The organism is Flavobacterium sp. SLB02 (genome assembly GCF_009664855.1).
Taxonomy (GTDB): Bacteria; Bacteroidota; Bacteroidia; order Flavobacteriales; family Flavobacteriaceae; genus Flavobacterium.
In genome coordinates this window covers 865,943-879,190 of the sequence record NZ_CP045928.1, presented here as the reverse complement: position 1 = coordinate 879,190, position 13,248 = coordinate 865,943, and the positions used below count along the sequence as shown (strand labels likewise).

Genomic DNA, 13,248 nt, shown 5'->3' with positions numbered 1-13,248 from the left:
GGACAAATTATTTTTTATCCAATTACAGATTTTCAAAATCTGAAATTATAAGGCGTATTTTTGTGTCCCTATGAGTCTCCCTATTTTTACAAAAAACTACCTTATCTTGCTTCAAAAAATAAGTATTGTTCAGCTCGTTTTCAACATCGTAAATAGGTAAATTGATAAAATTTTCAGACCTTTAATATCCTTATTTTTTTCAAACTGAAAATAATCCGATCATGCTGAAGATTTATTTTTTTCTTAAACCCGGAAAACTGAACTGGAAAAATGAATCTCCGGTTTATGTACGCCTCTGGCATGAACATGATTCCATCACAATAGCAACCGGACATTATATAAGCAAAGAAAGATGGGACTTTACAAAAAAGCTGCGAAGTGTGCTCAGAATGGAAAAAGAAAAAACGCTCCGCAGAAGCCTGGATGCTTTCCAATTGGCAATTGAGAAAAAATTCAATGAAATGATCCGCAGAGACGACGACTTTTCCCTCGCTGGGTTCAAAAATGAACTTAACAGCAAAACGCCGGACAAAATTACTGCCTTAAAGATTTTGGAACTCCATATCGATTTTTTCAGCCGAAAAGTTAACCATGATGAAAGGCCCCGTGCAACCCTAAGCAAATATGAGCGGTCTAAAGACCTGCTGTCAAATTTTATAAGGGAAGAACATCAAAAAAATGACATCGGCTGGAAATCAATAAGCGGCAATTTTATTAATAATCTGGAATTATTCCTGAGGTACCATAGCACTTTTAATGGCCATATAGGAATCAGGTAAAGTACATGCGCATGTACAAAACTGCCTTCAACTATGCCCTCAAATCAGGCTTAATCACTAAAACCCCTTTGAACTGTACGAAGGTAAGGTATTTGAAACTGACGCAGTTTATCTGACTCCTGAAGAATTAAAAACGATAGAAACAGAGGAAATTACGGCAGGGCGATTAGTAAAAACAAGAGATATCTTCATATTCTGCTATTATACAGGATATGCTCCAGCGGATGCCGCAGCTCTGAGAGAGGACAATCTTGTTTCTGACAACAACAATGATCTCTGGATTCTGGCAAACAGAACAAAGACCTCAATGCATGAAAATGTGCCTCTGCTTCCTCCTGCATACAGAATAATTAATAAGTACAAACATTTGCAGCCAACGCTTCTGCCTGCCATATCAAATCAGAAAATGAATGAATACCTGAAGGAAATTGCAGCATTATGCGGCATCAGAAAAAAACTAACATGGTACACAGCGCGGCATACTTTTGCCACAACAATAACTTTGGGAAACGGCATCAGAATAGAAAACGTTTCCTCAATGATGGGGCATGTAAACATTATGCAGACACAACATTATGCCAAGGTGCTGGATATAAACATAAAAATGGACATGAAAAAACTAATGGATAAATATAGATAATTTCTGAAAACAGTGCCTTTTCCGCCTTAAAAAGCAAAGGCGGTTTTATAAAAAAATAAGGACATATTTTTGCATCTTTAGCTTCCAACTCAATTCTTATTAGCACATCCCCCTTGAGGGTTATTCATTTAATATGCTTTTGAATCTTTAAAGAATAAGAACTTTTCCTAGATACGATAGAACCCTAAACTATAATGCTTAATGATTCAAACCTGTTGATTATTTGGATAGGTTTTTTCATGTAAAACGATTAGATTTACAAATTGTTTGGCTTATTTTTTTTTAAGTATATCCAATTAATTTTATAATTGTTATAACATGTTTACTACTAAACACCAGATTATTAGATACAAGAAACTGGATAAATGCTTTCAAAATTTTGGAAGAGAATACAGTATTGAAGATCTTTTGGAATGTGTAAACGAAGCAATATTAGATTTTGACTCTAAGAGTTCAGGAGTACAAATAAGAACACTAAGAAAAGATATTGCATTTATGCGATCAGCATATGAAGCCCCTATTGAAACAATTAAAGGTTCAAATGGTATAAATTATTATCGGTATAGTGATAAAAGTTTTTCAATTAATAAAAGTCCATTGAATGATACAGAAGCCAAGCAATTAAGAAATGCTATCTCAATTTTACAGCGTTTTGAAGGTAGCCCAGAATTTGAATGGGTTAATGAATTAGGGCCATTACTAAATGATAAATTTGGACTAAAAAAACAAGAACAAAAAGTAATCTCATTGGAAACCAATATCGATTACAAAGGTTACGAGTATATAACTCCTCTTTTTAATGCAATTATAAATAAAACTGTTTTGGAAGTTACTTATGCTCCTTATAATAAGGCAGAATATATTGTAACTTTTCATCCCTATTTTTTAAAACAATACAATAATCGTTGGTTTGTTTTTGGTTACAACGAATTCAACCAAATGGCACAATGGAATTTAGCACTAGATCGTATTCATAAAATTGAGAATTCTAGAAAAAAGTATTTCTTAGATAAAACTGATTGGTTTGAGTTTTTTGATGAGATTATCGGTGTTTCAAAAGATCCGGTTAAATCACCTGAAAAAGTTTCTTTACTTTTCAATAAAGAACAGGCTCCATATGTACAAACTAAACCATTGCACGGAACGCAAAAAAACAAATTGCAATCTGACGGTTCTCTACTTGTAGAAATTGAAGTAGTAATTAATTATGAGTTAGAAATGCGTATTCTTTCCTTTGGAGAAAAAGTTAAAATTGTCTCACCAGAATCTTTAGTAACCAAAATTTTAGATAGAATAACACAGCAATATAAGAATTATTAATACTATGCACACATATTACACACTATAAATATACATTTGCAGAGAATTTAAAATCAATTATGAACAGAGAGTATTACAACAATGAACATATAAAAAATATTTCGAACGAAATATGGCGCATTTTTGATTATTTAAGAAGTTCTATTCCTGTCGAAGATTTACATGTACTTTTATTTTTATTATCGTGCTATAAAGATGGTCTATTTGATACTTTGCAAGATGAATATATTGACATACACAACGATCTAATAAATTATTATAAAAGAGATAGTAAATACTTTCAAATTGCAGAAATTTACACTTCAATTATCAGATATATTCCCAGACAAAAATTAAGTGATATTGTATCCTTTTTTTTTAGAATAAATAAAAAGGACTTACGAGAATTTTTCCCTGAGCTTTTTGATTTCCTTTTATATAAGATTTCAAATGTTCAGGGTAAAAACTCTGGAGAATTTATTCAACCATTCGAAATAAGTCGACTAATGATGAATTTAGCAGACTTAGACAATAATGCTACAATTTATAATCCTTTCGCTGGCTTAGCCTCTTTTGCTTCATTTTTACATCCTTTACAAAGGTATTATGGCCAAGAAATAAATCATCGTACATGGGCATTAGGTTCTTTACGCCTTATGGCTCATAACCTTGAAAGTTTTGACTATAGACTAGAAGATTCAATTGAAAATTGGAAGAGTTTTGGAGAATTTGATTTAATTGTATCCAATCCTCCTTTTGGAATTAAAATACCAAGACATTTTACTAATGGAGCAAATTCATCTGTCGAAATGTTTTTAATTGAAAAAAGTTTACAAAAACTCCCTAAAAAAGGGCAATTGATTCTGATTTTACCTCAATCATTTTTATATACTTCTACGACTAACAATAAACAATATAGAGAATATTTGGTGAACAATAATTTTATTGATACCATAATTTCTCTACCATCTGGTATATTAAAACATACTGCAATTCCAGTCTGTATAATCGTTTTTAGAAAAGTTCCAATAAATAAGGGATTTATCAAATTTGTTGATGCTTCTGAATTCGCAATTAAATCATTGGATAAAAAGGCTAAAATTCTAGATGATTTAAGATTATTAGATTATATAAAAACAAGTATTGAATATGATTTTATCAAAAACATTGATTTTTTTAAAATTAAAGAAAACGATTATAATCTAAAAGTCAATCGATATTTGATCGACGAAGATTTTGAGGGTGCAAAATTATCAGAAATTAGTAAATTCATATCTGGGACAAGAAGTGTTAGAGAAACAATTGCAAAATTTGTTAAGATAAAAGATTTAAAGGAAGATATTGTAAACTTTTATTTAGATGTAGACACAATAGAATCCAAAGAAATTCCGAGTAATAATATTAGAAAAATTGAACAGGATTGTCTTCTTGTGGCTGTTAGATGGAAAACTCTTAAACCCACCTATTTTAAATATCAAGGTGAAGCAATATATATTTCTAATGATATATTTGCAATCAAAATTGATGAAAACCAAGTTAATATTAATTACCTAATAAATGAACTTAGTTCAGATTATGTAATCAAACAGTTGGATAGATACAAAATAGGCACTGTCATCCCAATGATTAGAAAAGTGGATTTATTCAATATAAAAATTGAATTGCCAACTTTAGAAAAACAAAATGAAAAGTATTTTGATCAAGCTGGAAAATATCTTTCAACAAGAGATCAAGAATTTAAAACTGTTTATAAGGAACTAGAAATTAATGTAAATGACGAAAATAGCTTTTTAAGACATCAAATTGCTGGCACTCTCAAAAACGTTAGAGGTGCTTATAAAATTATTCAAAAAATACTTGAGGAAAAAGTAGAACCTGAATTTCCTGAACTTTACAACCTGAAAAATAATAAAGCTCTAGATTCTACATTAAAAACATATTTAGATATAGTTGAACGAGACTTAAATTCAATAACAAAATCTGTAAATCAAGTGGGAGACAAAATAGAACTTATGGATTTAAACATAGAATCTTTTGACTTATTAATTTTTATGAAAGAATACTTTGAAGATTTAAAAATTAGATCTAAAAATTTTTATTCTGTTACACTTGATTTAGATGAAAATGCAATTAAAGAAGATGGTTTAATAAGTATATATATCCAAGGAGATCGAGATTTATTGAGAAAAATATTTGATAATATTATTGAAAATGCTGAGAAACATGCATTTCCTAAAGGCATAAATAATGGATTTGAAAACAAAATCCAGATTGTATTATTATATGATTTTAAAGACTTTACTGTTCAGATCGATTTCAGCAATACAGGAAAACCTCTTCCGGAAAACATAACTTTTAATTCAATCACGAGGAAAGGTAGTTCATCTGGAATAAATTCAGGTAGTGGCATTGGAGTTTGGTTTGTAAATGAAGGAATGAAAATTCACAAAGGCAAATTTAGTTTCACGGATGAAACTGGGCCAGAAGGTATAGAAAGTGAGTTTGTAACTACTATGGAATTAACATTTCCAATAATCCCTGCATTATGAGAATATACAAAGTGTTATGGTTCGATGACCAACATGAAGAATTTGAAATCGATAAAGAGAAAGCTATTATAGAAAATATAAAGCTAATTGGTTATTCCAATTCGAAAGAAGGTATTCCTGAATTAAGACATAATTACAAAGATTATGACGCTATTATTTTGGACGGTCTGTTTTTTAAAGAAAAAGGGCAAAAAGGAACTGATATAGACCAAACAGCATTTGGTGAAGTTGCAAAAGTATTAAACGAACTAAAGGCGAAAAGTATAATTTTACCTTGGTTTATCTATTCGGGGCAGCCTTCTTTCGTGAAAGATAAAAATGATTTACTTGAAGTCCTTAAAGATAAAACTTTTGCAAATGGAAAGGTTTTTGACAAAAACAGGGATGAAGACTTTATTGAACTGATGAACGAAATAAAAACGGCATCCGATCTTAATCCAATACGAAAAATAAAAGTGACGAATCCTGAAGCTTTTTCACCTTTTGATTTAAATATAATTGACAAATCTTATGAGCCAATCTTAATAGAGATTATCACTGCTTTAGAAAATGAAGACTACGCAAAGAAAAACTTAAATGTACAACGTGACCTATTAGAAGCAATATATAAAACTTTAAACGCTCCCATACCTTGTTTGCACAATAGCTTTTTTGATAATACAAGAAATAATAAACCCAATCTTGAATGGTGCACACGTTTCATGGAAGACAGGGATGTTAATGGGCATAAGCTAAATAAAGCTGTTCCTCAAAGTATTAAATCTGCATTCAGAAAACTAAAAGAATCTACCAGTGAATATTCTCATTTATCAGAAGAAGCAATATTGAAACTTCCCTTTCTCTCAAATACTTTTTTACTGATGGAAATATTAGAATGGTTTCCGGGCTTTGTTAAGACAAATTATCCCAATTATATTTAAACTCAAAGGAATACTACTAAATAATATCCCATTAATTTTACAATCAACAATACCCAATGATTACAGGAGATTTAAAATCAAAAATAGACCAAATCTGGAATATATTCCATAGCGGTGGAGTTCCAACTACAATGACCATTGTAGAACAACTAACCTACCTCATTTTTATAAAAGACTTAGACGAAACTGAAATACGCAACGAGCGTAAAGCCCTACGCGGATTCAAATACACCCCTATTTTTGCTCCATTTAAAGGAGAAAAAGACGAAGTAAATCAACAAAATTTCCGTTGGAAAAATCTAAAAGAAATGGATGTTTCTGCGAGACATGATATTTTTACAAATACAGTCAGTGGTATTTTTCCATTTATTAGGAACTTAGGTAAAGAAAAAAGCTTGTTTAGCGTACACATGAAAGGGGCGACATTCGGAATTTCTAAAGCTTCTGTACTCGATCAAGTAATTGAGAAGTTAGAAAATATCGACATGTCTAATCAAGATACCAAAGGAGATATATACGAATACTTACTCTCAAAATTAGAAGGTGGTGGAACAGCTGGGCAATTTCGTACACCAAGACACATCATTAAACTGATGGTTGAACTAATGCAACCTACACTAGAAGATACCATTTGTGATCCTTCAGTAGGAACGGCAGGGTTTTTAGTTGCGGCTAAAGAGTACATTGATAAACACAATGAGGTGACCAAACTAGACAAATATGCTGATCACATCAACAAAAAGATGTTTAACGGTACAGAGTTCGATGCTACTATGCTACGCATTTCTTCTATGAACTTGTATTTACACGGCATCGAAGAACCAAATATTATCGACGTTGATGCAGTTTCCAAAGACAATAAAGTTGCTGATGCTTATACTTTAATATTGGCAAACCCCCCATTTAAAGGAACAATCGATAAAGAAAGTATTGCACCAGGATTAAAAAATGTAACCGATACCACTAAAACAGAATTATTGTTCTTAGCCTTAATGCTACGTCAATTAAAAACAGGGGGACGTGCAGCAGTTATTGTGCCAGATGGTGTATTATTTGGCAGTGGAAAAGCATATAAAAGTATCCGAGAAGAAATCATAGGTAATAACAAACTAGAAGCCGTAATCTCAATGCCTAGTGGTGTTTTCAAACCCTATGCAGGGGTAAGTACAGCTATTATTATTTTTACCAAAACAGGAACAGGTGGAACTGATAATGTTTTGTTTTACGACATGTTAGCCGATGGAAAATCATTAGATGACAAAAGAAACCTTTTGGTTGATGAAGATTTATTTACAACTTTTTCATTTGGAAATGCATTGGAAAACATGGATTTAGAAGCCAAGCAAAAATTACACGATAAATTCAATTTACCACAAATACTCGACCACTACTGCTATTACAAAAGTGATTATTTTAAAAAAATGCACGGTAAAAACGGTGAATTATTACAAGTTAGCGATGTGCCAGAAAATTTAGGTTTTAGTCATTTTATGGATGAAACGCTAATGCATGATTATAGCAATAGAACCTCTCAAAGTTTCTTAGTACCGTTTAAAGAAATCAAAGAAAACGAATGGGACTTATCGATTAACCGTTATAAAGAAATTGTATACGAGGAAGTGAAATATGATGAACCTAAAGTAATATTGAATAGGATTTCTGATTTAGATAAAGACAGAAAGACATTATTTACTAAACTCAATTTTTACTAAATTATGATTGAATTAAAAGAATTGAGAATAGTCTGTGATTTAAAAAATGGTTTTGCTTTTAAATCGGAAGATTATGTTGAGTATTCAAAAACTGTAAGTTTAAGGATGAGTAACATTAGACCAGGTGGATCATTTGACAGTGAGTATAACCAACGTTTTTTACCTGATAATTTTAAAGAGAAATATTCACAATATTTACTTAGTGATGGTGATTTAGTAATTGCTATGACAGATTTAGCTACTGATCCAAAAATTTTAGGTGTTCCAACTATTGTAGAAACAAATGGAAAAAATTGGTTATTAAATCAACGTGTTGGTAAATTAGTGATTAGAGATAATCTGAAAGCTGATAAAACTTATCTGAGATATATTTTAAATCATCCAATACATAAAAATTACTACAGAATGTTTGCTGGCGGTGGGTTGCAAATTAATATAGGTAAGAATGAAATCTTATCACTTAAAATCCCACTTCCACCAATAGAAATCCAAAAAAAAATTGCTAATATTTTAGATAATGCAGCGTCTTTAAGAAATAAAACAGAGCAATTGATAAAAGAATATGATTTACTAGAACAATCTATATTTTTAACAATGTTTGGAGATCCAGTTAGAAATGAAAAAGGTTGGAATACAGAAATCGGTGAAAACCTATGTAAAAAAATTAGCGTTGGAATTGTAATAAAACCTGCTTCATATTATGTTGACAATGGCATATTAGCATTACGTTCTTTAAATATTAAAAAAAATCATATTGATTTAACAAATATTGTACAACTTTCTAAAGAAGCTCATTTATCAGTTTTAAAAAAATCAATTCTAAAAACTGGAGATATTGTAGTTGTAAGAACAGGTAATACGGGAACAGCTGCAATAATTCCTGAAAGCTTAAATGGTGTAAATTGTATAGATTTAATTATAATTCGACCTGATATAAATATAATGAATTCCAAGTTTTTTATTTATTTTTTAAATTCGGAAAGAGGTAAATTACTAATTCTTGGTAAATCTGTTGGGGGTATTCAAAAGCATTTTAATGTAGGTTCAATGAAAAAATTAGTATTACCAGTTCCTCCTCTTACTTTACAAAATGAATTTGCTGAGAAAATTACTTTAATTGAAAAGCAAAAAGTATTAGCGAAAAAAGAATTGAAAGAAAGTGAAGATTTGCTCAATTGCTTACTGCAAAAGGCGTTTAGAGGAGAATTAGTGTAAATAATTAACAATACTAAATATGACACATGAAGAAATGCAAGATCAATTTATTTTGCAAAATTTAAGCGAAGGAACTGAAGTTCAATTAACCTTGATTGATGGTAGTACAATAATAGGTACACTTTCAAATGGTAACGTTCTCCCCGAAATAATAATAGGCGGAAGAATTATAGGAAGTAGAATTGGTTTGTTTTCAGGTCCCTTAACAGTAATGCAACCATATTTTTCTGAAGACATAGTTGAGATAATTGAAATTTAATAGAAGCATCTCTAGATTTTAATTTTTAAATTAAAAAATATTGAAAGATACATATACATTAAAAGAAATAGCTAATTGGCAATTAGACCCAGATAAGTCCATAGTAGAATTACCTTCAATTCAACGGGGCTTCGTATGGAAACCAAAACAAATTGAGGACTTATGGGATTCCATTTTAAGAGGATATCCCATAGGTTCATTTTTGTTTTCAAAAATAAGCAATAAATTGCATTTAATGGATGGCCAGCAAAGAGCAACATCTATATTTTTAGGACATTTTAATCCTTACAATGCAAATGATGCTACTAAAGCATGGGCGATAAAAGGAGAATTACCTGTCGTTTGGCTGGATATCAAACCAGAGGTAAAACCGGATACAAGTAAATATTTATTCCGATTAACAACACGCTCACATCCTTGGGGGTATCAGGCAAAAAATAATGACACAAAGTTAACCGTATCAGAAAGACGCAAAGCCTTAGATTTATTCCAACAACACCCCAACAATAAAGGTGGCTATACCTCATTTAAAAATACAACGACATTTCCGTTTGATTCTTCATATCCAATACCGTTAGCTTTTATAATTGAATCAAGAAATAGTGATGACATAATAGCAAAAGTAGAAGAAAATTTACCAGATTACTTTTCTACCTTAAGAGGTGGTTTTGCGGACAAAAATGAATTTGTTTCTTTACTTAAAACAGAATTAAAAGCGGAACTGGATGGTATTTTTGAGAATCTAAAGCAACTTTCCGAATTAAAAATCAAATCAAATATTATTGATGATCGGGTTCTACAGGAAGAAAACGAAACGGAAAACCCTACTCTATTTGTTAGAATAAATTCATCAGGAACAACCTTAAATGGTGATGATTTAATTTATTCAATTTACAAAGCAATTTTCCCAGAAGCCAAGAACTTAATGGAAAACATTGGCTTAGACTTTATTGCACCTACACAGGTACTTTCATTAGCTTCTCGTTTAGCAGCTTCTGAATTAGAAGGTAATAAATTCATAAAGAAAATAAATGTCCGAGATTTTCAACGTAGGATAAAAAACGATGATTTTAAAGAAGGTTTAAAAAATCAAATTCAAAAACAAGAATTAAAATCATTGTTTGCACAAGCAATTTCCATTCTATCCTGCGAAGATAATTTCTTGTTTGATGGCAAAGTTCCACCCGTCATTATTAAACAGTTTATCAAGAGAAATCAAGATTTATTTTTATTCTTTGTGTATTGGTTACACATTAATAAAATTGAATTAACCGACCAGATTAAACTTAAAATGGCGGGTAAATTATTCTCATTTGCTTGGTTTGATTTTGCTGATATTCCACGCTTGTGGAATGAAAAAATTAACAATAAAAACTTCTGGGAAGAACCACTCAATGAATTAATCTGGTGGGATGATAAATTCGGCATCCACTTTTTGATTAAACCTGATTTACTAAGAGTGTATTATTTACACCCCAAAGTAGAAAATAGGTTCATCAGTGAAGATAAAGATAGATGGGGCCTTTTGGAAGATGGCATTGGTACAGAAATAATGAAGTACTTCAATGAGGTAAAAGGGCAAAATTATGATTTTCCAACTGCGAATGAATATTTCTATAAATTCATAGGCAGAATTCAACACAACAGACAGCTAATTTTGTTGGCACAAAGAGAATACATCAATGCCGCTTTTGGTGACTATAATCAAATGGATGATATGGATGACACCAATGTTCCTTGGGATTGGGATCATATATATCCAAGTGAATGGGTTTACCGTAAAGAGTACTGTAATAGAAGTATTAGAGATTGGAATAATACCAATGGAAATTTCCGTGCGATGTCGCTAGAACAGAATAGAAGTGAAAGCAATTCAGCTTCTCCTAGAGAACGGCTTTCACTTGCAGAAATAAGAGATTATTCATTTATAAAGGAGGATTGGCAGTATTGGCAGAATTTAGAGAAAAGAATTTGGGATGATGAAGTACAAAATCATTTTCGAGCTATAACTTCTCGAATGATAAATATCTATGAAAAATTTTGGAAAGATTTTAAAATAGCTGAATTAATAAATACTAGTGAAAAAATTAAAGAATGATAAACATTGATTTCAAATTTAGAGCTGTAGGCCAAGGCGCTTTTTACACAGGTATATTTAAACACCAAAACGGAAATCAATTTTCTTTCGTTTATGATTGCGGTACACATTCTTCAAGACAATATATTGACCAAGAAATAATTAATTTCGTTAGTGAAACTTCAAATAAAAAAATTGATATTCTATTTATATCACATTTGCATGACGATCATATCAATAAAATAAGTGATTTGTTAAATCAAACTGGCGGAGCAAAATTAGCAGTCCTTCCCTATTTAAATCTTGATGAGTTGATACTTGCTTACACAGATGTCAATCTATCTGTTAGAGGTGGAGATACTCTCTCATTCATTCAAGACCCTATAAACTTCTTATTGGAAAGAAAGGTTGAGCAAGTAATCTTTATTCATCCAACAGATGAAAAGGATTCAAACGATAACAATGAACCAGATCTAAAAGATCCTGATTTCGATAGTTTTTTGTCAGATGATTTTGATTTTGAAATTTCAAATCAATTAGTCCCAAACAACAATATTAAAGAACAAAACCCGAAAGTTTCTCATTATTACGATTTAGGCAGATTTTCAATCGTTGCTTTTTGGGAGTTCAAGTTTTTCAATAAGCATAGAGATTTAGCAACATTAAATAATTTCCATTCTGATTTAGGTAGAATTTTGGGTACTCCTAGTGTTAATTTTGACAACATTGCAACTTATATAAAATCTCATCCTACTACTTTTGAATCCAATTTTAATACCATTTACTCTCAAAATTTTGGTTATGGTCAATTAATCAATGATACTAGTTTAGTCATTTATCATGGAGGTTTATCCAGACCATTTAGAAACCATAGAATGCATTTTAGCGCATTTCCATATTGGTCTTTAAGAAAACCAATTGGAACTTTATTGACTGGTGATATAAGATTCAATCAAGATTGCTTAAATCAAATACAGTCAAAATGGATAGACATTCAATATATTAGAAATATTGGTATTTTTCAAGTACCCCACCATGGAGCGAATCATTATCTAGAACCAAATGTAATTAGTACCTATAAAAATGTAAATTGGTGGGTAATTAATTTTGGCTTAGGAAATACACATAAACATCCTCACCAAAATATAGTAGATGTGATAGAAAACAACAAATTGAGAGGTAGAATATTTGCAAATACCCAAACAGACATTTTAAATTATAAATGCCTATTGCTACTAAGATAATGATAAGTAAAAATGAATCTTATCCAGAAAATATAGCTGATTTACTCATTTATGGAGATGAGGTAGCTAAACAAATATTGACGCAATTAACTAGTTCAAGCTGTAAAAAAGTGGGTGACTTATATAATTTCATAAATGGTAAAGTAACAAGGAATAAAAAATTGTTTGATGAATTAGGTTATAAAGCAAATGAATCAAGTGAATTCAAAGGATTATACATTTTCGGCGAAGAAATAGACGGTAGTGTTATTCCTGTGTATGTTGGTATCAGTCGTAGTGTCTATAGAAGATTAAGACAACATGCTTGGGGCAAAAAACACAATGAATGTACCCTTGCCTATTTAAAAACAAGACATCGATGGAAAATTGAAGGTAAAAAAACAGACAGAGCCACAATAACTGATGAAGATATGTTACCAGCCAAATCGTTTATTCAAAATTATAAAGTAGTTTTAGTTGCCATACAAAACGATTATGATCTATACTTTTTAGAAGTCCTTTTAGCAGGAAAATTCAAAACAAAATGGAATAGTTTCAGAACACATTAGTATATT

Annotated in this window: 11 protein-coding genes; all 11 read left to right on the top strand. The window is 30.8% G+C overall.

Going from position 1 to position 13,248, the window contains the following annotated elements; translation table 11 throughout:
* Positions 1 to 221 precede the first annotated feature (221 nt).
* The 11 genes from GIY83_RS03780 to GIY83_RS03730 all read left to right on the top strand — a co-directional run bounded on the left by GIY83_RS03780 (position 222) and on the right by GIY83_RS03730 (position 13,242).
* Positions 222 to 779, top strand: a complete 558-nt coding sequence (locus GIY83_RS03780) for an Arm DNA-binding domain-containing protein (protein WP_208684837.1) — start codon at positions 222 to 224, stop codon at positions 777 to 779.
* Positions 780 to 852: 73 nt separating this feature from the next.
* On the top strand, positions 853 to 1,419 hold the full coding sequence (locus GIY83_RS03775; protein ID WP_208687091.1) for a site-specific integrase: 567 nt from the start codon (positions 853 to 855) through the stop codon (positions 1,417 to 1,419).
* Between the two features lie 318 nt (positions 1,420 to 1,737).
* Positions 1,738 to 2,739: a YafY family protein gene (locus GIY83_RS03770; RefSeq protein WP_208684835.1), complete on the top strand. Its 1,002-nt coding sequence runs from the start codon at positions 1,738 to 1,740 to the stop codon at positions 2,737 to 2,739.
* A gap of 59 nt (positions 2,740 to 2,798) precedes the next feature.
* On the top strand, positions 2,799 to 5,267 hold the full coding sequence (locus GIY83_RS03765) for an N-6 DNA methylase (protein WP_208684833.1): 2,469 nt from the start codon (positions 2,799 to 2,801) through the stop codon (positions 5,265 to 5,267).
* Entirely contained in the window at positions 5,264 to 6,187 is a 924-nt protein-coding gene (locus tag GIY83_RS03760) for a hypothetical protein (protein WP_208684831.1), read from the top strand. Before GIY83_RS03765 ends, GIY83_RS03760 begins: the two co-directional genes overlap by 4 nt.
* Before the next feature lie 56 nt (positions 6,188 to 6,243).
* A complete protein-coding gene (locus GIY83_RS03755; RefSeq protein WP_208684829.1) occupies positions 6,244 to 7,899 on the top strand; it encodes a class I SAM-dependent DNA methyltransferase in 1,656 nt (551 codons plus the stop codon).
* A gap of 3 nt (positions 7,900 to 7,902) precedes the next feature.
* The gene (locus tag GIY83_RS03750) at positions 7,903 to 9,114 is read left to right on the top strand and encodes a restriction endonuclease subunit S (protein WP_208684827.1); all 1,212 of its coding nucleotides are present in this window, start codon (positions 7,903 to 7,905) and stop codon (positions 9,112 to 9,114) included.
* A gap of 19 nt (positions 9,115 to 9,133) precedes the next feature.
* Entirely contained in the window at positions 9,134 to 9,373 is a 240-nt protein-coding gene (locus GIY83_RS03745; RefSeq protein WP_208684825.1) for a hypothetical protein, read from the top strand.
* Between the two features lie 40 nt (positions 9,374 to 9,413).
* A complete protein-coding gene (locus GIY83_RS03740; RefSeq protein WP_208684823.1) occupies positions 9,414 to 11,471 on the top strand; it encodes a DUF262 domain-containing protein in 2,058 nt (685 codons plus the stop codon).
* Positions 11,468 to 12,694 (top strand): MBL fold metallo-hydrolase, encoded by a 1,227-nt coding sequence (locus GIY83_RS03735; protein WP_208684820.1) that lies wholly within the window; start codon positions 11,468 to 11,470, stop codon positions 12,692 to 12,694. The genes GIY83_RS03740 and GIY83_RS03735 overlap by 4 nt, the downstream gene beginning before the upstream one ends.
* Positions 12,673 to 13,242: a hypothetical protein gene (locus GIY83_RS03730; protein WP_208684818.1), complete on the top strand. Its 570-nt coding sequence runs from the start codon at positions 12,673 to 12,675 to the stop codon at positions 13,240 to 13,242. The genes GIY83_RS03735 and GIY83_RS03730 overlap by 22 nt, the downstream gene beginning before the upstream one ends.
* The last annotated feature ends 6 nt before the right edge of the window (positions 13,243 to 13,248 follow it).

Bases quoted from the DNA above. Each gene is read 5' to 3' on its own strand.
- GIY83_RS03780 (WP_208684837.1), top strand. From the start codon at position 222: ATGCTGAAGATTTATTTTTTTCTTAAACCCGGAAAACTGAACTGGAAA.
- GIY83_RS03770 (WP_208684835.1), top strand. From the start codon at position 1,738: ATGTTTACTACTAAACACCAGATTATTAGATACAAGAAACTGGATAAA.
- GIY83_RS03765 (WP_208684833.1), top strand. From the start codon at position 2,799: ATGAACAGAGAGTATTACAACAATGAACATATAAAAAATATTTCGAAC.
- GIY83_RS03760 (WP_208684831.1), top strand. From the start codon at position 5,264: ATGAGAATATACAAAGTGTTATGGTTCGATGACCAACATGAAGAATTT.
- GIY83_RS03755 (WP_208684829.1), top strand. From the start codon at position 6,244: ATGATTACAGGAGATTTAAAATCAAAAATAGACCAAATCTGGAATATA.
- GIY83_RS03750 (WP_208684827.1), top strand. From the start codon at position 7,903: ATGATTGAATTAAAAGAATTGAGAATAGTCTGTGATTTAAAAAATGGT.
- GIY83_RS03745 (WP_208684825.1), top strand. From the start codon at position 9,134: ATGACACATGAAGAAATGCAAGATCAATTTATTTTGCAAAATTTAAGC.
- GIY83_RS03735 (WP_208684820.1), top strand. From the start codon at position 11,468: ATGATAAACATTGATTTCAAATTTAGAGCTGTAGGCCAAGGCGCTTTT.
- GIY83_RS03730 (WP_208684818.1), top strand. From the start codon at position 12,673: ATGCCTATTGCTACTAAGATAATGATAAGTAAAAATGAATCTTATCCA.